Below are 23641 nucleotides of genomic sequence, written 5' to 3' on the forward strand. Positions count from 1 at the left end.
CAGCACGCTGGTCGTATGGACACCACTTACGTGCACGGATACACCGCACCCGAGGCCCGGCGCCTCGGCGACCAGGCCGACACCCTGGCCGGGCTGCTGCACGCCGGGACGGCCTATCCCGCCGGGAGCCGCGTGCTGGAGGTCGGCTGCGGCGTCGGCGCGCAGACCGTCCACCTCGTGGCCCGCAGCCCGGGCGCGCACCTGACCGCGGTCGACGTCTCCGAAGACTCCCTGGACCAAGCCAGGCGGAGAGTCCCGGGCGTCGAGTTCCGCCAGGCCGACCTCTTCGCCCTCGACGGCGAGTGGGACCACCTCTTCGTCTGCTTCGTGCTCGAACACCTGCCGGAGCCGGAGAAAGCGTTGGCACACCTGCAAACCCTGCTGCGGCCGGGCGGCACGATCACCGTCATCGAGGGCGACCACGGCTCGGCGTTCTTCCACCCGCGCAGCGAGCACGCCCAGGCGGCGATCGACTGCCTCGTGCGCCTGCAGGCCGACGCCGGTGGAGACGGGCTCCTCGGCCGGCGCCTCTACCCACTGCTCGCCGACGCCGGTTTCGACGACGTCAGGGTCGAACCGCGGACGGTCTACGCGGACGCGTCGAAGCCGGAGCTCGTCACCGGCTTCACCCGCGACACCTTCACCGCGATGGTCGAAGGCGTCGGCGAAACCGCTGTCGCGAACGGCCTCATCTGCGAGGCCGACTGGGCGCGCGGGATCCGCGACCTTTACCGCACCACCAGGGAATACGGAGCCTTCCACTACACGTTCTTCAAGGCAACAGCTCGCCGCACTCCGGGAGGAGCGTCATGATCATCGCCGTTCTCGCCGCCGTTGTCCTGCTCGCCTGGGCGCTCGACCACGCGTACCGCCGCCGTCCGTACCCGCGCAACCGCTTGGCGGGCAGCACGAACGTCTTCGACCGGGACGTCCAGCGGCTCGAAGGCGACCTGGTCGCCGACGAACGCCACTACCCGGCGGCCCGGTCCAAGGCCGCCAAGTGGTCCTTGACCCGGATCGCGCCGGGCACGCACTCCCCGGCGTAACAAGCCAGCGCGCGTTCCCAGTGCCCGCGCGCCGTTTCCGGCTCACCAAGTCCACAGTGGACTTCACCGAGCCCGCAGTAGGCCTTGCCCTGCTCGGGACGGCAGCCCGTTTCCTTCGCCACGGCCAGGGCTTCGCGGTGGTAGCCGAGCGCGTCCGAGGGCGCGCCCCGGGCCGCGGCCAGCGCGCCGAGACTGTTGAGCACCCGGGACTCCACGCCCCGGTCGCCGCATTCGCGGGCCAGGCCCAGCGCCTCCTCGAGGTGCTGGGCCGCCTCGTCGGGCCGGCCCTGCGCCAGCCGGACGTCTCCGAGGTGCTTGAGCGCGACGCTGCGGTTGGTCGGGCTTCCCGTCTCCTGCGCGATTTCCAGTGCCCGCTCGAGGTGCGCGGCGGCTTCGTCGTACCGGCCGCGCGCGTGCTCGACGTCGCCGAGGATGCCCAGCGCGTACCCCTCGCTGACCCGCACGCCCATGGCGCCGAAGTGCTCCAGCCCTTCCTCCAGTGCACGGACCGCTTCGTCGTGGCGCCCCAGAGCTGAGAGCGCGTCGCCCATGTTGACCAGCGCATACCCCTCGCTGGTGCGGTCGGCGGTGTCGCGGGCGAGGGCGTGCGCTTCCTCGAAATAGCCGATCGCTTCGCCGTACCGGCCGATGCCGCGGCAGGAACAGCCGAGCACCACCAGCACGAGGCCTTCGCTGGTGCGGTCGCCCGCCTTGCGGGCCAGTGACAGGGCTTCCGTCGAGTACGTGATCGCCTCGGCGAACCGGCCCAGCGCCCGGCAGACCAGGCCGAGGGTGTTGACCGCGTGGATCTCGGTGCGCTGGTCGCCGGTCTCGCGGGCGAGGACGAGCGCCTCCTCGAGGTACCGCCGCGCTTCCCGCGATCGGCCGACGCGCCAGTGGCCGAGCGCGATCAGGATGAGCGGCTCGGCTTCGGCCACCCGGTCGCCGGCGTCGCGGGCCAGCGCCGACGCGTGCGAGTGCAGCACCAGCGATTCCTCGTGGTAGCCGCCGACGTCCAGGTAGTGCCACAGGATCCCGGACAGCAGCCGGAGGTGGTCGGCCCACCCGTGCCGCGTCGCGTGCGCCGCGACGGCCAGGAGGTTGCGGCGCTCGGCTTCCAGCCACGCCGGCGCGTCGATGACCTTGATGTCCGGGTCGGGCACGTCCGGGCGCAGGTGCCGTTCCTGCGGCAGGACGGCGTCCATGGCCTGCGCGGCCGAGCGGACGTAGAAGTCGAACAGCCGCTGCTGCGCGTCGTGGCTCTCGGTCTCGTCCCGCGCCGCGAGCTCGGCGGCGTAGACGCGCAGCAGGTCGTGCTGCTGGACGCGGTCGTCGCCGGTCTCCTGCGCGAGGTGGGCGCGGACCAGGGTGCCGGTCAGCCGTTCCGCCTCCGGCAGGGGGACGCCGGCGAGCGCGGCGATCGCGGCGGGGGTCAGGTCGCGGCCCGGGTGCAGGCCGCAGAGCCGGAACACGCGCGCGGCGTCGGCCGCGAGGTGCCGGTAGGACCACGAGAAGACCGCGCGGACCGCGGTCAGCGGGTCGCCGCCGCCGTCGAGCAGGTCGAGCCGCCGGCGTTCGTCGGCCAGCTCGTCCGCGAGCGCGGCGAGCCGCTCCCCCGGCCGGCTCAGCGCCAGCTCGGCGACCAGCCGCAACGCCAGCGGCAGCCGGGCGGAGTACCCGATCAGCGCCTCGGCGGCGTCCGGCTCGTCGTCGACGCGCGCGCCGAGCAGCGTTCGCAGCAGGTCGAGGGCTTCGTCTTCGGTCAGCAGGTCCACGAGCACGCGGCGGGCGCCGTGCCGCGCGACCAGCCCGGGCAGCGCGTCGCGGCTGGTCACCAGGACCAGGCACGACGCCGAGCCGGGCAGCAGCGGGCGGACCTGCCCGACCGAGCCGGCGTTGTCCAGCAGCAGCACCATCCGCCGGCCGGTGAGCGCGGTGCGGAACTTCGCGGCCCGCTCCTCCTGCTCGGCGGGGATGTCCGCGCCGTCGACGCCGAGGGCGCGCAGGAACCCGGACAGCGCGTCGCCCGGCTCGACCGGCCGGACCGGGCCGTAGCCGTGCAGGTCGAGGTGGAGCTGGCCGTCCGGGAACTCGCCGAGGTGCCGCTGGGCCCAGTGGACGGCGAGGGCGGTCTTGCCGACCCCGCCGGTGCCGGACAGGACGGCGATCCGCGCGCCGGTCCCGTCGCCTTCGAGGAGGGCGTCCAGCTCGGCCAGCTGGTCGGTGCGGCCGCGGAAGCCGGCGACGTCGGCGGGCAGCTGGGCGGGGACGCGGGCCGGCGGCTCCGGGGCGGCGAAGTCCTGCCGCAGCACCTGCCGCTGGGCCGCGCGCAGCTCGGGGCCGGGTTCGATGCCCAGTTCGCCGTCCAGCCGCTGCCGGACCTCCTCGAACACCGCCAGCGCGGCGGCCTGCCGCCCGGACGCGGCGAGCACCTGCATGAGCCGGGCGTGCGCGGACTCGTTCAGCGGCTCCTCGGCGGTGAGCACGCGCAGCTGGACCGCCGCGTCCTCGGGGTCCGCGACCTCGGCGTACGCCATCACCGCCTTCGCGCGCTTCATCGCCAGGGCCAGCCGGGCGGGGTGCTGCCGGAGCCGTCCGACGTCGGCGAGCGCCGGGCCGCGCCAGAGCTCCAAGGCCTCGCGGTGGGCGCCTTCGGCCAAGAACGCTTCGAAACGCAGGAGGTCGAGGTCGTCCGCACCGGCGGACAGCCGGTAGCCGCCCTTGTCGGTGGCGATGAGGTCGGCGGGCCGCAGTGCCCGCCGCAGCCGCGCGACGTAGGTGTGCAGCAGGTCCAGGCACGACGGCGGCGGCTCGTCCCAGATGACGTCGACGAGGTCCTCGCGCCGGACGGTGTGGTTCGGCTGCACCGCCAGCATCGCGAGCAGCAGGCGCTGCTTCTCGGCGCCGATCTCGACCGGGGAATCCCCGCGCAGCACGGTGAGCGGGCCCAGGACGCCGATCCGCACCGGCTCCGGAGGTGCTTCGGCAAGCGCTTCCCGCAGCCGGCGTTCGGTCTCCGGCCGGGGCCGGCGGACGCTGCCGAGCTCGGCGTTGCGCACCGCGCGCAGGCTCAGCCCGGCGCGGCCGGCCAGCTGGGCCTGGGTGAGGCCGGCGAGCACGCGCCGCTCCCGCAGCCACCGGGCGAACGGCAGGCCATCGTCCACAGGCGTCCTCTCCCCGCGTGCCCCGCAGCGAACGTACCCCTCCAGCATTCCGATCGTGCCGCTCCACCTGTACCACCGAACGGCGAAGATAACCGTTTCCGCAGGTACCGACCGTGACGACGGAGCGGGCGGCGGGTACAGGCGCTCGTCCACCACGGTTTCCTAGGCTTTCCGGGTCCGGTGGTGGCGAGGGGTTCGGAGCAGCCGTCGCATGGGGTACGACGGCTGCACCCGAGCCTTCAGACGCCGAAGCGCCCGAGGAGGGCGCGCACGGCGGCTGGTTCCTCGACGTGGGCGTTGTGCCCGAGGCCGGTGAGGGTGACCGCGTCCGGGTCCAGCGCGCACAGCTGCTCCGGTCGGCTCATCGGGTCGTTCTCACCTGCCGCCAGCACGACCGGGCACCGCGCCGCGGCGAGCAGCGCCGGCATGTCCGGTGCGCCGACGCCGAACGCGGCCGGGTCCATCGCGAGGCGCCAACCTCCCTCGGTCTCGCGAAGCCCGGCCGGGTCCGCGGGCGCGATGCCGAGCAGCCCGGACACCTTCAGGTACGCCTGGTCGGCGTCGGCCTGCGTCTCGAACACCCGGGGCGGCCGCGCCGCGAACGTCGCCGCGCGCCCCAGGTCGTCCTGGGTCCACTCGACCTTCACCCCGAGGGCGAGCACGCCCGCGACCTCGACGTCGTACTTGCCGGACGCGAGTTCCAGCCCGAGCACCCCGCCGAGCGAGTGCCCGGCGACGAGGAACGGGCCGCTCCCGGGCAGCGCCCGCGCGACGGCCGTCGTCAGCGTCTCGAAGCTGTAGTGCGGGAGCGGCGCGGACGGCCCGTGGCCGGGCAGGTCGGGCACCAGCACGCGCCGGGGCACCAGTTCGGTCAGGTGGGCCCACACCGCGCCGGTCGCGCCGAGACCGTGCAGGAACAGGACGGCCGGTTCGCCCTCGCCGCCGGTGCGCATGTTCAGCGTGTCCATCGGAGCAGCCTGCCCCAGGACGGCGTGCGGAGCTAGGGTCGGCCTGTGGGGATCACCGATCCGGACACCTACGTGCGAGGTGTCCCGTACGACGAGCTGGCGCGGCTGCGGCGGGCGTCGCCGGTGGTGCGCGTCGACGACTTCTGGGCCGTGCTGCGGCACGCCGACGTGCGGCGCGTCCTGCGCGATCCCGCCCTGTTCTCCTCGCAGCTCGGCGGGACGCAGATCCGCGACCCGGCTTCGGCGGCCGACCTCGCGTACGTGCGCCGGATGATGCTCAACATGGACCCGCCGGAGCACGGCCGGCTGCGCGGGCTGCTGACGCGGGCGTTCACGCCCCGCGCGATCGCGAAGCTGACCGAGCGGATCGAGACGTCGGCGCGGGACCTGGTGGCGAGCGTCGCCGGCCAGGGCGCCTGCGACTTCGCGGCCCTGGCCGCCGACCTGCCGCTGCTGACGCTGGCGGCGGTGTTCGGTGTGCCGGAGCAGGACCGGCGGCTGATGTACGACTGGAGCAACCGCGTGATCGGCTACCAGGACGCCGAGTACGCGGTCAGCTCGACGGTCGACGCCTCGTCGGTGAGCGACCTCGCGCGGGCCGCCCTCGCCGTCCGCCCGTCCCCGGGTCCGGACGGGTCGATGCCGGACCCGCGCACGCGCGCCGGCATGCCGGACCTCTACGCGTACGCCAACGCGCTCGGCGAGTACAAGCGCGAGCACCCGGGCGACGACGTCATGAGCAACCTGATGCAGCACGTCGGCGACGACGGCGGGCGCGTCTCGCTCGCCGAGTTCGAAAACCTCTTCTGGCTGTTTTCCGTGGCGGGCAACGAAACCCTCCGCAACGGCCTGCCCGGCGGGATGCTGGCGCTGCTCTCGCACCCCGCGCAGTACCGGCGGCTGCTGGCCGACCGGGCGCTGCTGCCGTCCGCGGTCGAAGAGATGCTGCGGTGGTGGGCGCCGGTCATGCACTTCCGGCGCACCGCCACCGCCGACGTTTCACTGTCCGATGTGGACATCCGGGCCGGGGACAAGGTGGTGGTCTGGTTCTCCGCGGCCAACCGCGACGAGGCCGTGTTCGAGGACCCGGACGCGTTCGACGTCGGCCGCACCCCGAACGACCACCTGACCTTCGGCCACGGCCCGCACTTCTGCCTGGGCGCGCACCTCGCCCGCGTCCAGCTGCGGGCGATGTTCGGCGCGGTGCTGGACCTGCTCGGCGAAGTGTCACTCGCCGGTGAGCCGGTGCGGCTGCGGTCGAACTTCCAGAACGGCCTGAAGTCGTTGCCGATCCGGTGGGCGCGCTGATGGAGATCCGCGAGATGCGGGCGTTCGTCGCGGTCGCGGAGGCGGGCGTGCTGTCCAGGGCGGCGCGGCAGCTGCACGTGAGCCAGCCGGCGCTGTCCCAGACGATCACCGCGCTGGAACGCCGCCTCGGCGTCCAGCTGCTGGTCCGCACCAGCACGGGCGTCCAGGTGACCGACGCCGGGGCGACGTTGCTCGGCGAGGCCCGCGCGGTGCTGGCCCGCCACGACCAGGCCGTCGCGGCCATGGCCCGGCACACGACGGCCGGCGGCGGCGTGCTGCGCGTCGGCATCCCCTTGGAGCTGCCGCCGGAGCTGCTGCCGTCGGCCCTCGCGCGGCTGGCCGGGGACTGCCCGGACACGCGGGTGCAGGCCCGCCACCTGTCGTCGGTGGCGCAGGTGGCGGCGCTGCGGGCGGACGAGCTGGACGTCGGCCTGGTCCGCGAACGCCCGGCCGGGCCGGACCTCGACGCGCTGCTCGTCGTCTCGGAGAACGTGGGGGTCCTGCTCGCGGCGGACCTCGCGGAGAAGCTCGAAGGGCCGGCCGGGGTGCGCCTGGAGAGCCTGGCCGGGCTCGACTGGTTCGCCTTCGCCCGCGCGGGCAGCCCGGCCTGGTACGACGAGCTGGCGGCGACGCTGCGCAGCCACGGCCTCGACGTCGGCCCGGAGGTGCCGGAGGACCAGCGGCTGATCGTCGAGCTCAAGATCCCGGCGGTCAGCTCGGGTGCGGCTTACGCCTTCGCCCCGCCCGAGTGGCCGTACCCGATGCCGGACACGGTCCGGTGGCTTCCGCTGGCGGGGAATCCGATCGTGCGGCGGACCTGGGCCGTGTGGCCGGCGACGTCGCACCGCCGGGACCTCGCGAAGTTCGTCGCCGCGCTGGAAGACCATCGGCGCGGCGAATCGCGGGCATAAGGAGCGCCGAACGCCGGACCGGAAGTCCGGTCCGGTGCTTTCGCTTGAACCCGGTGACCGGGGAAACACCCCGGCCACGAGGAGTTGAGTGATGACTGAAGGACTGTCCGGGACCACGGCGCTGGTGACCGGCGGAACCAGCGGAATCGGGCGGGCGACGGCGGTCGCGCTGGCCGGGCTCGGGGCCCACGTGGTGCTGTCCGGCCGGGACGCGGCCCGCGGGGCGGAGGTCGTCTCGCGAATCCGGGCGGCGGGCGGGAAGGCCGACTTCGTCGCAGCCGACCTGAAGGACGCTTCGTCGGCGCGTGAGCTGGCGGCGCGGGCGCGGGAGGTGGGCGGGCACGTCGACGTGCTGGTGAACAACGCCGGGATCTTCCCCACCGGGTCCACTTCGGACACGGCCGAGGCCGACTTCGACCGCGTGTACGAGACGAACGTGAAGGTGCCGTTCTTCCTCGTCGCTTCGCTGGCCCCGGAGATGGTTTCGCGCGGCCGCGGTGCGATCGTCAACGTGTCGACGATGGTCGCGGCGCGGGGCATGGCGGGCATGGCGCTCTACGGCTCGTCGAAGGCGGCGGTCGAGCTGATGACCAAGGCGTGGGCGGCGGAGTACGGCCCGTCCGGCGTGCGCGTCAACGCGGTCAGCCCCGGCCCGACCCGCACCGAAGGCACGGCGGCGTTCGGTGACGGCCTCGACGAGCTGGCCTCGGCGGGCCCGGCCGGCCGGGTGGCCGCACCCGAGGAGATCGCCGCGGCGATCGCGTTCCTGGTGACCGAGGAGTCGAGCTTCGTCCAGGGCGCGATCCTCCCGGTGGACGGCGGGCGCTTGGCGGTGTGAGTCCCGCCGGGACGGCGTCACCGCAGGAAGGTGACGCCGTCCTGGGGACGCTCGTCCACGGTCAGCGCGAAGACGTCCGGCCGCGCGTAGTGCCCCGACACGTCGAGGCTCTTCCGCGCCGCCACGATCTCCTCGCGGTCGATCGATGCCGTGATCAGGCCTTCGCCGTCGCGCAGCGGTCCCGCCAGGACGTCGCCCAGCGGGCCGACGATCACGCTCCCGCCGCGGAACGGGTCGTCGCCCTCGCTCTCGTACGGGCACGCCGAAATCACGAAACCGGCCCTCGTCGGCGATGTGGCGCATCGACGCCTGCCAGACCTCGCGGTCGTCCGCCGTCGGGGCGCACCAGATCTCCACGCCCTTCGCGTACATCGCCGCGCGCAGCAGCGGCATGTGGTTCTCCCAGCAGATCGCCGCCCCGGCCAGGCCCACCGCCGTGGGGATCGCCGGGAGCGTCGAGCCGTCGCCGCGGCCCCAGAAGAGGCGTTCGCGCGCGGTCGGGACCAGCTTCCGGTGCTTCGCCACCAGCCCGAGATCGGGGTCGAAGAACACCGCCGTGCTGTACAGCGTCGAGCCGTCCCGCTCGATCACGCCGACGACCAGGCTCGCGCCCGTGCGCGCCGCGAGGCCGGCCAGCGCGGTCGTCTCCGGCCCAGGCACGGCCACCGACGCGCGGAAGTACTCGGGGAACGGCTGCCGGCCCGGGTACCCGCCGAGCACGGCTTCGGGCAGCACCACCAGCGAGGCACCGCGGAGCTCGTCCTCGAACTCCAGGATCCGGTCGACGGAGACACCGGTCCCGAGCTGCAGCGCCGCGACGACCGTCACGAGCGGGCAGGCTCGCGCCGCGGCCGCCACGGCACCACCGCGGACACCCGGCGCTGGTAGTCCGCGTACTCCGGGTAGCGGGACTTGGTGATGCTCTCGGTGAACTTCGTCGACCCGACGAACAGCAGCGTCAGCAGGACCGCGCCCACCACCGTCCACTGCAGACCGCCGGCGACGACGCCGAACGCCGCGACCGCCCACCACTGCGCCTGCTCGAAGAAGAAGTTCGGGTGCCGCGAGTAGCGGAACAGCCCCTCCTGGAGGAACCGCGTCGACGCGCGGCCCGCGTGCTTCTCCCGGTGGAACACCCACTGCTGCTGGTCGGCGACCGTCTCCCCGACGAGGAACGCGGCGAAGACCACCGCGACGACGACGTCGGCGACACCGAACGAGCCCTGGTGCTCCAGCGCTGTGTACGCGGGCAGCGTGATCAGCAGCAGGATCGCGTTCTGGTAGAGCGAGATGAAGAAGAAGTTGAACACCTGGAACTGCCACGGCGCCATCCGCTCGCGCAGCACCGCCCACCGGTAGTCCTCGCCGCCGCGGGCGTAACCACCCTTCCGGGCGAAGTTGAACGTCAGCCGGATCCCCCACAGGGTGACCAGCGCGAACATCACGTCCAGGCGCGCGTCGGCGAACCCGGCCGCGCCGGCGAAGATCGCCAGGTAGGCCACCGGGACGATCGACCAGATCCGGTCGACCCAGGAGTATTCCCTGGTCAGCACCGACATCACCCAAGTGCCGAGCGTCACCCCGGCGAAGACGTACAGGCAGACCCGCAGCGCGTCCATCCCCTCACCATAAGACCTAGGATCGCTCTCATGAACCTGCCGCTGCGGGACCGCAAGATCGACGTGTTCTTCGCGGTGCTGTTCTCGGCCTTCACGGTGACGTCGCTGATCAGCGACCTGCTGCCGACCGTCGGGGTCGACTTCTCGAAGCCGTCGGGCAACTTCTTCGTGAACTCGAACTACTGGTACGCCCACGACGCCGACCCGCTGTTCATGCACCCACCGGACTGGATGCGGATCGTCACCGGGCTCTCGGCGTTCGTCTACATGCCGTTCTACGTCGTGCTCGTGTTCGCGCTGCTGACCGGCCGCAACTGGATCCAGCTGCCGTCGGTGATCTACGCGACGATGATCGTCACGCTGACCGGGGTCGTCGTGTTCGGCGTCGAGTTCTTCGGCGACCCGGCCACCCGCACCGGCAACCCGGCGAAGTTCCTCGCGTTCAACCTGCCCTACGTCCTGGTGCCGCTCCTGCTGCTGGTCCGGATGCGCAAGCCACTCCCGTTCACCCGCCGTTTCTGACCGGAGGCGCCGTGCCGTACTCGTTCCTCAGCCACCTCGAATGCGCCCGGACCGGCGAGAGCCTCGACGCCGACGCGGTCCAGGGCCTCTCGCCGGCGGGCGCGCCGCTGCTCGCGCGGTACGACCTCGACGGCGTCCGCGAAGCCGTGACGCCGAAGGAGATCGCCGGGCGCGAGCCGACGCTGTGGCGTTACCACGAGGTGCTGCCGGTGCGCTCGCCCGAGCGGATCGTGAGCCTGGGCGAGGGCATGACGCCGTTGCTGCGCCTGCCGCGCTACGGTCGTGAGCTGGGGCTTTCGCGGCTGTGGATGAAGGACGAAGGGCTGGTCCCGACCGGCACGTTCAAGGCGCGGGGCGCCGCGGTCGGCGTCTCGCGGGCGGCCGAGCTGGGCGTGGGCGGGATCGCGATGCCCACGAACGGCAACGCCGGCGCGGCGTGGGCGCTGTACGCGGCCCGCGCGGGCCTGTCGAGCCTGATCGCCATGCCGGACGACGCCCCGGCGATCACCATGCGCGAGTGCGTCGCCGCGGGTGCCGAGCTGTACCGGGTGGACGGTCTCATCGGCGACGCCGGGAAGCTCGTCGCCGAGGCGGTTTCGCGTCGTCCGGGAGTGCAGGACGTTTCGACGTTGAAGGAGCCGTACCGCATCGAGGGCAAGAAGACGATGGGGTACGAGATCGCCGAGCAGTTCGGCTGGCGGCTGCCCGACGTGATCCTCTACCCGACCGGCGGCGGGGTCGGGATCATCGGGATCTACAAGGCGCTGCGGGAAATGCTCGAGCTGGGTTGGGTTTCCGGGCCGCTACCGCGGCTGGTGGCGGTGCAGGCGACCGGGTGCGCGCCGATCGTCCAGGCCTTCTCGCAGGGGGCCCGGGAGAGCGTGGTGTTCCCCGACGCCCGGACGGTCGCTTTCGGCATCACCGTGCCCAAGGCGCTGGGCGACTTCCTGGTGCTCGACGCGGTGTACGCGACCGGCGGCACCGCGGTGGCCGTCACCGACGAGGAACTGCTCGCCTCGCAACGGGAACTGACCACTTTCGAGGGCACGTTCATCTGCCCGGAGGGCGGGGCGTGCTTCGCCGCGTTGCGGCACCTGCGCGAGTCGGGGTGGCTCGGCGGCGACGAAGACGTCGTCGTCCTCAACACCGGCGCCGGAATCAAATACCCGGAGACGGTGCCCCTGGACGTCCCGCTGCTCGCTCGGGACGGTCGCATTCCCTAGAGGACCGAGCGGACCGTTTCGGGGTCGCGGGCGACGACCGTCGTGCCGTCGTCGGCCGTGATGATCGGGCGCTGGATCAGCTTCGGATGCTCGGCCAGGGCCTCGATCCACTTCGGCCGGTCCGCGGCGGTGCGGCCCCACGTCTTGAGGCCCAGTTCCTTCGCGATCGGTTCCGCGGTGCGCGTGATGTCCCACGGCTCCAGGCCGAGCCGCTTCAGGACGGCCTTCAGTTCCTTGGCGGTCGGCGGGTCGTCGAGGTAGCGGCGCACGGTGTACTGCGCGCCGGCTTCGTCCAGCAGCGACACGGCGGACCGGCACTTCGAGCACGCCGGGTTGACCCAGATCTCCACGGGCGGCAGCTTACCGTCCTGGTTTTGGAGCACGTGTTCTGTTACGGTCGCGGCATGCCCCGCCCCCGCGTCCACGACCTCGACGCGCTGCTCGACGTCGCCGAGCGGCTGGTCGCGTCGTCCGGCGAGGTCACCGTGCGTGGCCTGGCCGCGGCCGCGGGCGTGCCGAACGGGACGATCTACCACGCTTTCGGCTCGCTCAGCGCGCTGCTGGCGCAGGTCTGGCTGCGCGCGGCGACCGCGTTCCTCGACCTGCAGACCTCACGGGTGGACGCCGCTTCCTCCCCGGTGGACGCCGTCGTCGCGGCGGCCGACACGCCCGCGGTGTTCGCCTCCCTGCGTCCCGACGGGGCGCGGATGCTGCTGAAGGTGCGGGGCGATCGGCTGTTCGGGCCCGAGCTGCCCGACGAGCTGGCGGACGCCCTGCACGCGCTGGACAAGCGCCTGGTCGCGCTGCTCGTGCGGCTCGCGCGCGGGCTGTGGGACCGCGGCGACGGCCTGGCCGTCGAGGTGATCACCACCTGCGTCGTCGACCTGCCGACCGCGTTCTTCCGGCGGGACATCACCGATCCCCTGGTGCGGGAGAGGCTCGCCGCCGCCGTGCGGGCCGTGCTGACCGTGCCCCCTCGAGAGAAGGACCGACCGTGACCGTTTTGCACCTGGGCGACGACGAAAACCGCTTCTCGCCGGAGTGGCTGCAGCGCGTCCATTCCACTTTGGACGAAGTGGACGACGTGCTGGTGACCACCGGCGGCGGCAAGTTCTACTCGAACGGCCTCGACCTCGAATGGCTGATGGCCAACGGGGACAAGGCTGCCGAGTACGTCGCCGACGTGCAGGAGCTGTTCGCGCGCGTGCTGACGCTGCCGGTCCCGACGGTCGCGGCGGTCAACGGCCACGCGTTCGGCGCGGGCGCGATGCTGGCGATGGCGCACGACTTCCGCGTGATGCGCGGCGATCGCGGGTACTTCTGCTTCCCGGAGGCCGACATCAACATCCCGTTCACGCCGGGGATGGCGGCGTTGATCCAGGGCAAGCTGACGCCGGCTTCGGCGATCGCGTCGATGACGACGGGACGCCGGTTCGGCGGCGCGGACGCGTTGTCTTTCGGGCTGGTGGACGAGATCGCGGCCGAGGACGAGGTCGTGAAGGTGGCTTCGGAGCGGGTCCGCGCCCTGGCGGGCAAGGACCGCGGCACGCTGGGCGCGATCAAGGCGACGATGTTCGCCCCGGCGGTCACGGCTCTGCGGACTCCGGCTTAGGCCTCCGGCCCCCGGTATCCAGCTTATCGGGAGCCACCGACAGTTCCGGGTGGCCGCGACCCCGCCTCGAAGTCCGTGAATGGCACATCGAGGGACTTGAAGTCCCTCGATGTGCCATTCACGGCTTTGCGACCTCGGCCAGGCGGCGGCGCAGGTGGGCACGCTCGGGCTCGGTGCCCGCCAGGGCCAGGGCTTCGCGGTAGGCCTCGGCCGCATCGGTGTGGCGCCCGAGGCGCCTGAGCAGGTCTCCCCGCGCCGCCGGGAACGGGCTGTACTCGCGCAGGCGGGGTTCGTCCGCCAGGGCGTCGAGCAGCGGGAGGCCCGCCGCCGGGCCGTCGCGCATCGCCACCGCCACCGCGCGGTTCAGCTCCACCACCGGGGACGGCGCCAGCCCGCGCAGCACGTCGTACAGCCCCACGATCTGCGGCCAGTCCGTGCCCGCCACGTCCGGGGCTTCGTCGTGCAGGGCCGCAATCGCCGCCTGGACGCCGTACAGCCCCGGCGGCCCGCCCGTCAGCGCGACCTCGACCAGCGCGGTCCCCTCCGAGATCATCGCGCGGTCCCAGCGGCCGCGGTCCTGGTCGTCGAGCAGCACCAGGTCGCCGTCGGGACCCGTGCGGGCGTCGCGGCGCGCGTGGATCAGCAGCATCAGCGCCAGCAACCCCGCGACCTCCCGCTCCCCCGGCAGCAGCCGGCGCAGGATCCGGGCCAGCCGGATCGCCTCCTCCGCCAGGTCGAGCCGCTGCAGGTCCGGCCCCGAGCTCGCCGCGTACCCCTCGGTGAAGATCGAGTAGACGACCTGGAGCACGCCCGGCAGCCGCCCGGGCAGCTCGGCGGCGTCCGGCACCCGGAACGGGATCCGGGCCGTGCGGATCCGGTTCTTCGCCCGCACGATCCGCTTGCCCATCGTCGCGCTGGGCACCAGGAACGCGCGCGCCACCTCCGGCGTCGTCAGCCCGGCGAGGCAACGCAGGGTCAGCGCCGTCCGGTCCTCGGCGGGCAGCGCGGGATGGGCGCAGGTGAAGAACAGCTGGAGCCGCTCGTCCGGCAGCTGGCCGTCCGGCGACGGGGCGGGCGCGGCGCGGTCGGCCTCGACCTGCAGCACCGCGAGCCGGGCCGCGTAGGCCTGGTCGCGGCGCAGCCGGTCGACGGCCTTGCGCCGCGCGGTCGTCATCAGCCAGGCCCCCGGCTTCGGCGGCACGCCGTCGACGGGCCAGCGCACCAGCGCGGCCTCGATCGCCTCCGACGTCACCTCCTCGGCCAGGTCGAGGTCGCCGAACCGGCGGACGAGCGCGGCGAGCAGCAACCCGCGCTCCTCCCGGAACACCGCCTGGACCGTGGCTTCCACCCGCCCCGCCACCGGTGTCAGCTCTCGTAGTCGGCGAGCGGGCGCACCACGATCGACCCGCCGTCGCGCGAACCGGGGCAGCGGGCCGCCCAGTCGAGCGCGACGTCGAGGTCCGGGACGTCGACGACGAAGTAGCCGCCGAGCACCTCGCGGGACTCGGCGAACGGCCCGTCGGTGATCACCCTCTCCCCGCGGTCGTCGACCCGGACGGTGGCAGCCGTCGTGAAGTCGGCGAGCGGGTTCCCGTGGAGGTGGACGCCCGCCTCCTTGATCTCCTTGTAGAACAGCTGCCAGCCCTCCGGCGTGCAGCCGCCGGTGACGTCGCCTTCGTCGTTCAGGCCGGCGTTGATCAGCATCAGGTACTTCACGGGATCCTCCGGTTGCTCGGTTGCCGTACGCGGTGACTACGAACGGCCGGCGCCGCCTTGGACACCCTCGCCGAGAATTTTCTCATGTCAAGAAACTTTGACATGATGTCTGCTTTGTTTTACCTTGGCGACGTGACCCACGAAGAGAAGCGCGCCTGGATCCTCGGGATCGCCGCGATCGCGAGCTACGCGGTGTACCTCGTCCTGGTCCTCGGCCGGGCCGGCGAGCGACCGCTGGCCGAAGTCCCCTACGTCGCGACGCTGCTGTGGACGGTCGGCGCGTCGATCGTCGCGACGATCGTGCTGAGCATCGTCGCCGCGATCGCCTCGAAGGACGGTGGGAAGGACCAGCGCGACCGCGAGATCGGCCGGTTCGGCGAGTACGTCGGCCACTCGTTCGTCGTCCTCGGCGCCGTCGCGGCACTGGTGCTGGCGATGGCCGAGGCGCCGTACTTCTGGATCGCCAACGCCGTCTACCTGGCCTTCACCCTCTCGGCGATCCTCGGGTCGGTCGCCCGGATCTTCGCCTACCGCCGGGGTTTCCAGCCGTGGTGAAACCGACCCGCGTCACGAACTCGCTCCGCGCCCTCCGGTTCGCGCACGGCCGGATGACCCAGGCCGACCTCGCCACCCGGATCGGCGTCACCCGCCAGACCGTCATCGCCATCGAGCAGGGCCGCTACTCCCCGTCGCTCGAAATGGCCTTCCAGATCGCGCACGTGTTCGGCGTCCCGCTCGAAGAAGTGTTCCAGTACCCGGAGAAGTCACCGTGAAAGCCATCGTCCAAGACCGCTACGGCAGCCCGGACGTCCTCGAGTTCCGCGACGTCGGCAGACCGTCGCCCGGTGGCGGCGAGGTCCTCGTGCGCGTGCACGCGGCCGGTGTCGACGCGGGCGTGGGGCACCTGACCACCGGGCAGCCCTACCTGCTGCGCCTCCTGGGTTTCGGGTTGCGCCGGCCGAAGCTGCCGGTGCGTGGCCTCGACTTCGCCGGCACGGTCGAGGAGGTCGGCGACGGCGTCACGCGGGTCCGGCCGGGCGACGAGGTGTTCGGCGTCTGCCAGGGCGCGTTCGCCGAGCACGCCGTGGCACGGCAGGACCTCGTCGCGGCGAAACCCGGCGGCCTTTCGTTCGAGCAGGCGGCGGCCGTCCTGGTTTCCGGCGGCACCGCCCTGCAGGCCCTGCGCGACGTGGGCCGCGTCCGGCCCGGGCAGCGCGTCCTGGTCATCGGGGCGGCGGGCGGCGTCGGCTCCTTCGCGGTCCAGCTGGCCAAGGCCTTCGGCGCGGACGTCACCGGAGTGTGCAGCACCGCCAAGACGGACCTGGTCCGCTCCCTCGGCGCCGAGCACGTCGTCGACTACACGCGCGAGGACTTCGCGGCGCGGCGGTACGACCTGATCGTGGACACCGCGGGCCTGCGCTCGCTGACCGACCTGCGCCGGGCGCTGACCCCGCGCGGCACGCTCGTGATCGTCGGCGGCGAAGGCGGCAAGTGGATCGGCGGAATCCAGCGGGTCTTCCGGGCGGCGCTGCTGAACCCGTTCGTGCGGCAGCGGCTGTGCGGGCTCGTCTCCCGCGTGCGCGCCGCGGACCTCGAAGACCTGCGGGACCTGATCGAGGCCGGGCGGCTCACGCCGGCACTCGACCGGACGTACCCCCTCGCCGACGCCGCCGCCGCGATCGGCCACCTGCACGCGGGCCGCGCGGCGGGCAAGGTCGTGCTCATCCCCTGAAGCCGTGGTCCTTCAGCTTCTTGATCCGGTCGATGTGCGCCGGATGGCCGGCCAGCAGCCGGGCCCAGAGGCGCCGCTCGTCACCGCCGCCCAGCCGGATCCACTCGCGCAGCAGCCTGATCAGCTCCGCTCCGTAGCCCAGCCGCGCCGCCACGAGATCGGCTCGGTACTCGCCGAGCCGTTTCGACCAGCCCAGGATCGGGCCGAGCACCGGCGTCAGGAGCAGCCACGGGTCGAGGAAGGCGAGCGCGGTGAGGATGCCCAGCGCCAGCAGCACGGTGACGAGCACGGCCACCGACCGCCCGAAGGCGGCGAACGCCCGTCCGGCGTAGGGCACGGCCAGCGCGAGCACCCGGACGAGGCGGGCCAGGATCCGGGCCGGGAGCTCGAGCCACCACAGGAACAGCGAACCGCGGGTGTGCCCGGCCAGGTGGTGGCCCAGCTCGTGCGCCAGGATCGCCTCGAGGCTCGGCGGCGGGAGGTCGAGCGCGGTCCGCGTCACCGCGACGGTCCGGCCGCCCGCGGCGAAGGCGTTCAGCTCGTCCGAGCGCTCGACCCACAGCCGGTAGCGGCTGCCGTCGACGCCCGCGGCGGCGCAGACGGCCTGCCAGCTCGGGGTGAGCCAGGCGAGCTCGCGCGCGGTCGGCGACCGCATGCCGAACAGCAGCGGCAGCAGGAAGTGCTCGAACGCGGGCACGAAGGTGATCGCGCCGGAGAGCACCCAGCCGGCCGGGATGACCCAGAAGTACTCCGGCCAGGCGAGCTTCCCGGCGAGCGCGAGCACGAGCAGGCCGCTGGCGACCACGGGTATCGCGAGCACGAAGACGAACACGGCGGAGAGGTCGGGTCGTGACCGCCGATGCGGAAGAGGTGGCTGGGGCTCGCCCACGGGCCGTCAGCGAAACGCGTCCGCGTGCGCGGCCGCCCAGTCGGCGAACGTGCGGGCGGGCCGGCCCGTCACCTCCGCCACCGTCGGGGACACCGCCGCCTCGTCCAGGGTTCCGCCCACGTAGAAGTCCCAGAACGCTTCGACGTACTCGCGCGGCATGCTCGCCTCCAGCTCCGCACGGGTCTCGTCGTCGGACAGGCCGACGAACTCCAGCTTCCGGCCGAGCACCTCGGCCAGCACCGCGACCTGGTCGGCGGGCCGCAGCGCCACCGGGCCGGTCAGCTCGTGGATCCGCCCTTCGTGGCCGCCCGCGAGCGCCCGCGCCGCCACGGCCGCGATGTCCGCCGGGTCGATGGACGCGGCCGCCACGTCCGGGAACTGCGCGCGGACCGTGTCGCCCTCGCGCAGCTGCGGGAGCCAGCGCAGCGCGTTCGCCATGAACGCGCGCGGCCGCAGGAACGTCCAGTCCAGCCCCGACTCCCGCACCGCGCGCTCGGCGAGGGTCAGGTACGCCGAGACCGCGTTGTCCAGGTTTTCCAGCGCCGCCGAGCCGCCGGACAGCAGCACGATCCGGCGGACGCCCGCGTCGCGCGCCTTCGCCAGCATGCCCGGCATGTCGCGGTAACCCGGCAACAGGAAGATCCCGTCGACGCCCTCGAGCGCGTCGCCCAGGCTCGCGGGATCGTTGAGATCGCCCACGACGGCTTCGGCGCCGTCCGGGAGCGCGGCGTCCGGCCGGCGCACCAGCGCCCGGACCGGATCGCCCGCTTTCGCCAGCGCCGCAACCACTTCCGCGCCGACGTTGCCGGTGGCGCCGGTGACCAGGAACATCGCTCCACCCCCGGAGTCGGTTCCCGCCCAGCCTAGCGCCACCGGCTGCCGTCAGTCGTGCGCCGGCAGGTCGTCGAACTCGACGACCTGGCGCACCTCGACCTCGATCTCGAGGTCGAACAGCTCGACGTACCGCTTGGCGAACTCGACCGCCTCCGCCTGGTCGGCGGCGTTGATCAGCGCGAACCCGCCGATGACCTCCTTGGCCTCGGCGAAGGGCCCGTCGGTGACCCGGATCGCCGCGCCGCGCGGCTTGCGGACCAGTGCCCCCTTGTCCGACTTGTGCACCCCCTCCGCCGTGATCAGGATGCCCTTCTCCGCCGACTCCTGGATGAACCCGCCCATCTTCTGCATGAACTCCGGGCTGGGGTTCCACGCCTGCGGGTCGTTCTCGTCGATCCGGTGCATCATGAGGAAACGCATGGTCTGCTCCCTGGTTCTCGTCGGCCGGGGCCCGGGTCTTCCCGGGCTCGTCGACCGGCCTTCACCCCCGCGTCGATCAGCCGCTCGCGGCGTTCGACATTTTCCCCGGCGATTTTTCCGGAAGAGTACTGTGACGCGGGTCACTGGGAGGAAGGTGCTCGATGGCCGTTCTGCTCGCGATCGGTACGCGCAAGGGCCTGTGGCTGGCGACCAGCACGGACGACCGCACGAGCTGGGAGGTGACCGGCCCCCACCACCCGATGACCGAGGTGTACGCGGTCGGCATCGACACGCGCCGACCGGCGCCGCGGCTGCTCGCCGGGGTCACCAGCGAGCACTTCGGGCCGAGCGTGGCCACCAGCGACGACCTGGGCACCACGTGGCAGGAGCCCGACCACGCCCCGATCGCGTTCCCGCCGGACACCGCCGAGTCCCTCGTCCGGGCGTGGCAGCTCGTGCCCGGACCGGCGAGCGAGCCCGACGTCGTCTACGCCGGCACCGAGCCGTCCGCCCTCTTCCGCTCGACCGACGGCGGCCGCACCTTCGAGCTCGTCCGCGGCCTGTGGGACCACCCGCACCGCGAGCACTGGACGCCCGGGGGCGGCGGCAAGGCGATCCACACGGTGCTCCCCGACCCGGTCGAGCCGGGCCGCGTCACCGTGGCGATGTCGACCGGCGGCGTCTACCGCACCGAGGACGGCGGCGCGTCCTGGCGGGCGAGCAACACCGGCATCAAGGCCGTGCACGTGCCCGACCCGTACCCCGAGTACGGCCACTGCGTGCACAAGGTCGCGATGCACCCGAGCGCGCCGGACCGGTTCTTCGCGCAGGTGCACCACGGCGTCTACCGCAGCGACGACGCCGGGGCGAGCTGGCAGTCCATCGCCGACGGCCTGCCCAGCGACTTCGGCTTCCCGGTGGTCGTCCACCCGCACCGGCCCGAGGTGGTCTACACGTTCCCGCTGACCGCCGACGTCATGCGGTTCCCGCCCGGCGGCCGGTGCCGGGTGTACCGCAGCGAGGACGCCGGGAAGTCGTGGGAGGCCGTCGGCCCGGGGCTGCCGGACGGGTACTGGGCCGGGGTGATGCGCGACGCGATGTGCCCCGACGACGCCGACCCGGCCGGGATCTACTTCGGCTCACGGACCGGCGACGTCTACGGCAGCCGTGACGACGGCGACAGCTGGGAGCTGCTCGTCGCGCACCTGCCCGACGTCCTGTGCGTCCGCGCCGCGACGGTGTGACCGTGCGGATCACCGTGCTGCTGCCCGGCCCCCTGCGGGAGAAGGCCGGCGGCGAGTCCCACCTGGAGCTCGAGGTCGCCGAGCCGGCCACGCTGGGCGCCCTGCTCGACGTGCTCGCCGAGCGGTACCCGGCGCTCGAGCGGCGGCTGCGCGACGAACAGGCCGGGCTGCGCCGCTACGTGAACTTCTACGTCGACGGCGAGGAGTGCCGCCACCGCGGCGGCCCGTCGGCGGCGTTGCGCGACCGCGGCGAGGTGCAGATCATCCCGTCGGTCGCCGGAGGCTGACCGGTACGCCCTCCACCTCGGCGAACAGCGCCGCCGCCCGCGTGGCCGTCGCCGTCGCGCGCCGGCCGGTGCTGAGCAGCGCCAGGGCGAGGACACCGGCACCGAGCGCGGCCACCAGCCACCAGACGCCGGCCGTTTCCCCCGTCCCGGCAATGGTCCCGGCGAACGCGACACCCAGGGTCGTGCCGGTCTGCCGCCCGGCCGAGGCCAGGGAGCCGGCCACCCCGGCCATCGAGGCCGGCATCCCGGAGACGGCGGTGTTGGTGATCGGCGGGTTGACCGTGCCGAGGAAGACGCCGAACAGCAGGGAGACCGCCAGCACGAGCGAAAGCGGCGTCTCCGGGCCGAGCCACGCCGACGCGGCGCCGCCCAGGGCGAGCGCGACCCCGGCGACGACCAGCGGCAGCCGCGGCCCGCGCGTGCCGACCAGCCGTCCCGTCCTCGGGGACAGGACCAGGACGAGCACGCCGACCGGGAGCAGGCACAGCCCGGCCGTCAGCGCCGGCAGGCCGCGGACGTCCTGCAGGTACTGCGTGGTGAGGAACAGGAAGGCGCCGAACCCGCAGAGCGCGAACAGCGCCATGGCGATCGCGCCGCTGAACGGGACGCTGCGGAAGAGACGCAGTTCGAGCAGCGGGTCGGCGCGCCGCGGTTCGTGGCGGAGCAGGCCCACGACGCCCAGCCCGGCGACGGCGAGCAGGCCGAGGATCACCGGTGACGTCCAGCCGAGCCGGCGCACCTCGATGATCGCTTCCACCACGCCGCCGAGCACGACCACCACGAGCACCTGCCCCAGCGGGTCGAACCGGCGCGCCCGGGCCGCGCGGGACTCGGGCACGAACACGGCGGTGGCCACGATGGCGACGGCGATGATCGGCACGTTGAGCCAGAAGACGGACCGCCAGCCCAGGCTGTCGACGAGTGCGCCGCCGAGGATCGGCCCGAGCGCGAGCGCCAGGCCGGACATCGAGCCGAACACGCCGATGGCGCGGGCGCGGTCGGCCGGGGCGGGGAAGGTGGTGACGACGATGGCCAGGGCCACCGGGTTGAGCATGGTGCCGCCGACGGCCTGCAGCGCACGGGCGGCGACCAGCCAGCCGATGCCGGGCGCCACGCTGCACAGCAGCGACCCGATCCCGAAGACGGCGAGACCGGTCAGGAAGACGCGTTTGCGCCCGAACCGGTCGGCGGTGGACCCGGCGAGCACGAGGAACCCGGCCAGCACCAGCGTGTAGGCGTCGACCGTCCACTGCAGACCGGAGACGGACGCGCCGAGGTCACGGCGGATCGACGGCAGGGCCACGGTGACGATGGAGATGTCCATCACCGCCACGACGATGCTGGCGCAGCAGATCGCCAGCACCAGCGCCGGGTGGCGCGTGTTCGGAACGTTCATGACGACGACGGTAGGATTTAGAGCGTGCTCGAAGTCAAGCCGATCCCCGAGGCCGGGCTGACCATCGCCGAGGCGGCGCGCCGCACCGGGGTCAGCGCGCACACGCTGCGCTACTACGAACGAGCGGGCCTGGTGGTCACGCGGGTGGACCGCACCTCCGGTGGCCGGCGGCGGTACCGGCAGCTGGACCTGGACTGGATCAAGATCTGCACCAAGCTGCGGGCCACCGGGATGCCGATCAAGACGATCCGGCGGTATGCGGAGCTGGTCTGCGCCGGGCGGGGGAACGAGACCGAGCGGCTCGAGCTGCTGGAGTCGCATCGGGCCGATGTGCTGGCTCGGTTGGCGGAGTTGCAGGAGAACCTGGAGTTGATCGATCGGAAGATCGGGGTCTACCGGGGGCGGCTTGAAGCTGGGGATGCCGATGGGCTTTGGGCTCCGGGATCTTCGCGACGGGGGTAGCTCGGTTCGTGTGGCTGGTTTTTCAAGACGCGGCTTCGCCGGGGCGTGGGAAATCGGCGCTTGCTGTTCTTGCTTCCCTCTCGGTGCGGGAGCGCCGATTCCCCACGCAACGGTGTCCCTGCCGGGCTTCGCTTGGATCATCCTTTCGCGTGATGAACATGCGTGCGACTGCCGGTAATCTTGGTGTGTGGACAGCGAAGCGGTGTGGCAAGCGGATGCGGCGGCCTTGGCCGACCGCATCTCGACACTGCTCACTGTTGTTCGGTCTGCCGAGGCTGAAATCGGTGCCCTGCTCGTGGAAATCGAGTCGCGAGGTGTCATGGAGTTGTTCGGATATCGGTCTGTTGCGCGGTTGTTCGAGCACCTTGCCGATGTTCCCAAGACTGGCGCCGAGACCGTGGTGAAACGGGCTCGGGCTCTGAACTCCAGTCGGCTTTTGGATGGTGGCCCTGCACCTGCGGTTGCTCCCGCCACCGGTGCTGCTGCTTCGGGTGGGCGGTTGAGCAACCCGATGATCGACTCCATTGTCGGTGTCCTGCAGCAGGTTCCCGTCGAGCATCGCGATCGCGTCGAGCGGGATTTGCTGTCCTTTGCTGAGGATTCCAGGCACAAGCAGGTCGCTGCGCTGGGTGCGCGGATCGTGGCCCACCTTGATCCCGATGGCGCCGAACCCGACACCGCCGAGCCGGCCACGCCCAGTCGTGAACTGTCGTTGCGTCGCAAGAGATCCGGGGTCTGGGAACTTCAGGGCCGGTTCGATGACGAGACCGGTGCCCGTGCCAGTGCCCTGCTGGACTCCCTGGCCGAACGCCGCAGAGCCGACGACGGTCCCGACTTCCGTTCCCCGCAGGAACGCTACGGCGACGCGTTCTCCGACGCGATCGACCTCGCCCTGAATTCCCCGGACCTGCCCATGCAGGCGGGCGAACGAGCCCACGTCATGGTCGCGGTCTCGTTGGAGGACATGAAGTCTGGTGTCGGCCAGGCGACGTTGGGCGATACCGGCCGCATCTCGGCGGCCGAGGCCCGGATCCATGCCTGCGACTGCCAGATCATCCCCGCAGTCCTGGGCGGCAAGAGCGAGCCCCTCGACCTCGGCCGCCTCCGGCGGTTGGTCTCACCCGGCCTCCGCCGGGCGTTGTACCTACGCGACCGCGGGTGTGCCTTCCCCGGCTGCCATCGGCCACCCCGCCACTGCCAAGGCCACCACATCCGGCACTGGGCAGAGGGTGGCCCCACCGAGTTGGGCAACCTGGTCCTGATGTGCGGGCACCACCATCGGTTGCTGCACCGTTCCGGTTGGCAAGTCCGCATAGCTGCTGATGGATTGCCGAATTCCTGCCACCGGTGTTCTTGGACAGGCGGCGAAAACCCAGGCGCAACAACCTCCACCAACCGTTGCCCTTCGCAGCCTGACCAACGGGAAAGGCCCGCAGCCACCGGCTACGGG

At 72.6% G+C, this 23641-nt stretch carries 26 protein-coding genes and 2 pseudogenes; 16 read left to right on the forward strand and 12 right to left on the reverse strand.

Going from position 1 to position 23641, the window contains the following annotated elements:
- Positions 1 to 15 precede the first annotated feature (15 nt).
- Entirely contained in the window at positions 16 to 813 is a 798-nt protein-coding gene (locus QRX60_RS00500) for a methyltransferase (RefSeq protein ID WP_285998813.1), read from the forward strand.
- Positions 810 to 1046: a hypothetical protein gene (locus QRX60_RS00505; protein WP_285998814.1), complete on the forward strand. Its 237-nt coding sequence runs from the start codon at positions 810 to 812 to the stop codon at positions 1044 to 1046. The genes QRX60_RS00500 and QRX60_RS00505 overlap by 4 nt, the downstream gene beginning before the upstream one ends.
- On the opposite strand, the gene QRX60_RS00510 is transcribed toward QRX60_RS00505, so the two are convergent.
- Both QRX60_RS00510 and QRX60_RS00515 read right to left on the reverse strand, forming a co-directional pair.
- Positions 971 to 4210 carry a tetratricopeptide repeat protein gene (locus QRX60_RS00510; RefSeq protein ID WP_285998815.1) on the reverse strand — a complete coding sequence of 1080 codons (3240 nt, stop codon included), beginning with the start codon at positions 4208 to 4210 and terminating at the stop codon, positions 971 to 973. The two genes, QRX60_RS00505 and QRX60_RS00510, sit on opposite strands and share 76 nt — an antisense overlap.
- A 239-nt stretch (positions 4211 to 4449) precedes the next feature.
- Entirely contained in the window at positions 4450 to 5178 is a 729-nt protein-coding gene (locus tag QRX60_RS00515; RefSeq protein WP_285998816.1) for an alpha/beta fold hydrolase, read from the reverse strand.
- 45 nt (positions 5179 to 5223) lie between these two features.
- Here QRX60_RS00515 and QRX60_RS00520 point away from each other — a divergent pair, with 45 nt between their 5' ends.
- The 3 genes from QRX60_RS00520 (at position 5224) to QRX60_RS00530 (ending at position 8235) form a co-directional block, all read left to right on the forward strand.
- On the forward strand, positions 5224 to 6486 hold the full coding sequence (locus QRX60_RS00520) for a cytochrome P450 (protein WP_285998817.1): 1263 nt from the start codon (positions 5224 to 5226) through the stop codon (positions 6484 to 6486).
- Positions 6486 to 7397, forward strand: coding sequence for a LysR family transcriptional regulator (locus tag QRX60_RS00525; RefSeq protein ID WP_285998818.1), 912 nt, complete (start codon positions 6486 to 6488; stop codon positions 7395 to 7397). The genes QRX60_RS00520 and QRX60_RS00525 overlap by 1 nt, the downstream gene beginning before the upstream one ends.
- Before the next feature lie 91 nt (positions 7398 to 7488).
- Entirely contained in the window at positions 7489 to 8235 is a 747-nt protein-coding gene (locus QRX60_RS00530; RefSeq protein WP_285998819.1) for an SDR family NAD(P)-dependent oxidoreductase, read from the forward strand.
- A gap of 17 nt (positions 8236 to 8252) precedes the next feature.
- Here the strand turns inward: QRX60_RS00530 and QRX60_RS51415 are convergent, their stop codons facing one another.
- The 3 genes and pseudogenes from QRX60_RS51415 to QRX60_RS00540 form a co-directional block, all read right to left on the reverse strand.
- Positions 8253 to 8507: a nitrilase-related carbon-nitrogen hydrolase gene (locus tag QRX60_RS51415; protein WP_332845818.1), complete on the reverse strand. Its 255-nt coding sequence runs from the start codon at positions 8505 to 8507 to the stop codon at positions 8253 to 8255.
- Positions 8508 to 8574: 67 nt separating this feature from the next.
- Positions 8575 to 9093: pseudogene (locus tag QRX60_RS51420) on the reverse strand (nitrilase-related carbon-nitrogen hydrolase); the annotation flags it as partial.
- Positions 9060 to 9854, reverse strand: coding sequence for a DUF1295 domain-containing protein (locus tag QRX60_RS00540; protein WP_285998820.1), 795 nt, complete (start codon positions 9852 to 9854; stop codon positions 9060 to 9062). The pseudogene QRX60_RS51420 and the gene QRX60_RS00540, both read right to left, overlap by 34 nt.
- A 30-nt stretch (positions 9855 to 9884) precedes the next feature.
- Between QRX60_RS00540 and QRX60_RS00545 the strand changes: the two genes are divergently transcribed.
- Together QRX60_RS00545 and QRX60_RS00550 are read left to right on the forward strand one after the other, a co-directional pair.
- On the forward strand, positions 9885 to 10376 hold the full coding sequence (locus QRX60_RS00545; RefSeq protein WP_285998821.1) for an EXPERA domain-containing protein: 492 nt from the start codon (positions 9885 to 9887) through the stop codon (positions 10374 to 10376).
- Positions 10377 to 10387: 11 nt separating this feature from the next.
- Complete coding sequence (locus tag QRX60_RS00550) at positions 10388 to 11599, forward strand: threonine synthase (RefSeq protein ID WP_285998822.1); 1212 nt, start codon at positions 10388 to 10390, stop codon at positions 11597 to 11599.
- Here QRX60_RS00550 and QRX60_RS00555 read toward each other — a convergent pair.
- On the reverse strand, positions 11596 to 11949 hold the full coding sequence (locus QRX60_RS00555) for an arsenate reductase family protein (protein ID WP_285998823.1): 354 nt from the start codon (positions 11947 to 11949) through the stop codon (positions 11596 to 11598). The genes QRX60_RS00550 and QRX60_RS00555 overlap by 4 nt on opposite strands.
- A 54-nt stretch (positions 11950 to 12003) precedes the next feature.
- Between QRX60_RS00555 and QRX60_RS00560 the strand changes: the two genes are divergently transcribed.
- Together QRX60_RS00560 and QRX60_RS00565 are read left to right on the forward strand one after the other, a co-directional pair.
- The gene (locus QRX60_RS00560) at positions 12004 to 12597 is read left to right on the forward strand and encodes a TetR/AcrR family transcriptional regulator (protein WP_285998824.1); all 594 of its coding nucleotides are present in this window, start codon (positions 12004 to 12006) and stop codon (positions 12595 to 12597) included.
- Positions 12594 to 13211, forward strand: a complete 618-nt coding sequence (locus QRX60_RS00565; RefSeq protein ID WP_285998825.1) for an enoyl-CoA hydratase/isomerase family protein — start codon at positions 12594 to 12596, stop codon at positions 13209 to 13211. Before QRX60_RS00560 ends, QRX60_RS00565 begins: the two co-directional genes overlap by 4 nt.
- 118 nt (positions 13212 to 13329) lie before the next feature.
- Here the strand turns inward: QRX60_RS00565 and QRX60_RS00570 are convergent, their stop codons facing one another.
- Positions 13330 to 14571: an RNA polymerase sigma factor gene (locus QRX60_RS00570; protein ID WP_285998826.1), complete on the reverse strand. Its 1242-nt coding sequence runs from the start codon at positions 14569 to 14571 to the stop codon at positions 13330 to 13332.
- A 5-nt stretch (positions 14572 to 14576) separates the two neighbouring features.
- On the reverse strand, positions 14577 to 14927 hold the full coding sequence (locus QRX60_RS00575; protein ID WP_285998827.1) for a YciI family protein: 351 nt from the start codon (positions 14925 to 14927) through the stop codon (positions 14577 to 14579).
- Positions 14928 to 15029: 102 nt separating this feature from the next.
- Between QRX60_RS00575 and QRX60_RS00580 the strand changes: the two genes are divergently transcribed.
- The 3 genes from QRX60_RS00580 to QRX60_RS00590 are packed head-to-tail and all read left to right on the forward strand — an operon-like array spanning position 15030 to position 16659.
- On the forward strand, positions 15030 to 15482 hold the full coding sequence (locus tag QRX60_RS00580; RefSeq protein WP_285998828.1) for a hypothetical protein: 453 nt from the start codon (positions 15030 to 15032) through the stop codon (positions 15480 to 15482).
- Positions 15476 to 15700 carry a helix-turn-helix transcriptional regulator gene (locus tag QRX60_RS00585; protein WP_285998829.1) on the forward strand — a complete coding sequence of 75 codons (225 nt, stop codon included), beginning with the start codon at positions 15476 to 15478 and terminating at the stop codon, positions 15698 to 15700. The genes QRX60_RS00580 and QRX60_RS00585 overlap by 7 nt, the downstream gene beginning before the upstream one ends.
- Positions 15697 to 16659 carry an NAD(P)-dependent alcohol dehydrogenase gene (locus QRX60_RS00590; protein WP_285998830.1) on the forward strand — a complete coding sequence of 321 codons (963 nt, stop codon included), beginning with the start codon at positions 15697 to 15699 and terminating at the stop codon, positions 16657 to 16659. Before QRX60_RS00585 ends, QRX60_RS00590 begins: the two co-directional genes overlap by 4 nt.
- Here QRX60_RS00590 and QRX60_RS00595 read toward each other — a convergent pair.
- The 3 genes from QRX60_RS00595 to QRX60_RS00605 form a co-directional block, all read right to left on the reverse strand.
- On the reverse strand, positions 16649 to 17491 hold the full coding sequence (locus tag QRX60_RS00595) for a M48 family metalloprotease (RefSeq protein WP_285998831.1): 843 nt from the start codon (positions 17489 to 17491) through the stop codon (positions 16649 to 16651). The two genes, QRX60_RS00590 and QRX60_RS00595, sit on opposite strands and share 11 nt — an antisense overlap.
- A 63-nt stretch (positions 17492 to 17554) precedes the next feature.
- The gene (locus tag QRX60_RS00600) at positions 17555 to 18379 is read right to left on the reverse strand and encodes an NAD(P)H-binding protein (RefSeq protein WP_285998832.1); all 825 of its coding nucleotides are present in this window, start codon (positions 18377 to 18379) and stop codon (positions 17555 to 17557) included.
- Between the two features lie 51 nt (positions 18380 to 18430).
- Complete coding sequence (locus QRX60_RS00605; RefSeq protein ID WP_285998833.1) at positions 18431 to 18802, reverse strand: YciI family protein; 372 nt, start codon at positions 18800 to 18802, stop codon at positions 18431 to 18433.
- Between the two features lie 161 nt (positions 18803 to 18963).
- Between QRX60_RS00605 and QRX60_RS00610 the strand changes: the two genes are divergently transcribed.
- Positions 18964 to 20046, forward strand: coding sequence for an exo-alpha-sialidase (locus QRX60_RS00610; RefSeq protein ID WP_285998834.1), 1083 nt, complete (start codon positions 18964 to 18966; stop codon positions 20044 to 20046).
- Positions 20047 to 20048: 2 nt separating this feature from the next.
- Positions 20049 to 20333, forward strand: a complete 285-nt coding sequence (locus tag QRX60_RS00615) for a MoaD/ThiS family protein (RefSeq protein WP_285998835.1) — start codon at positions 20049 to 20051, stop codon at positions 20331 to 20333.
- Here the strand turns inward: QRX60_RS00615 and QRX60_RS00620 are convergent.
- Positions 20308 to 21729 carry an MFS transporter gene (locus QRX60_RS00620; RefSeq protein ID WP_285998836.1) on the reverse strand — a complete coding sequence of 474 codons (1422 nt, stop codon included), beginning with the start codon at positions 21727 to 21729 and terminating at the stop codon, positions 20308 to 20310. The genes QRX60_RS00615 and QRX60_RS00620 overlap by 26 nt on opposite strands.
- 24 nt (positions 21730 to 21753) lie before the next feature.
- Between QRX60_RS00620 and QRX60_RS00625 the strand changes: the two genes are divergently transcribed.
- Both QRX60_RS00625 and QRX60_RS51425 read left to right on the forward strand, forming a co-directional pair.
- Positions 21754 to 22191: a MerR family transcriptional regulator gene (locus QRX60_RS00625; RefSeq protein ID WP_285998837.1), complete on the forward strand. Its 438-nt coding sequence runs from the start codon at positions 21754 to 21756 to the stop codon at positions 22189 to 22191.
- 187 nt (positions 22192 to 22378) lie between these two features.
- Positions 22379 to 23607 (forward strand): annotated as a pseudogene (locus QRX60_RS51425) (DUF222 domain-containing protein).
- The last annotated feature ends 34 nt before the right edge of the window (positions 23608 to 23641 follow it).

Source organism: Amycolatopsis mongoliensis (genome assembly GCF_030285665.1).
Taxonomy (GTDB): Bacteria; Actinomycetota; Actinomycetes; order Mycobacteriales; family Pseudonocardiaceae; genus Amycolatopsis; species Amycolatopsis mongoliensis.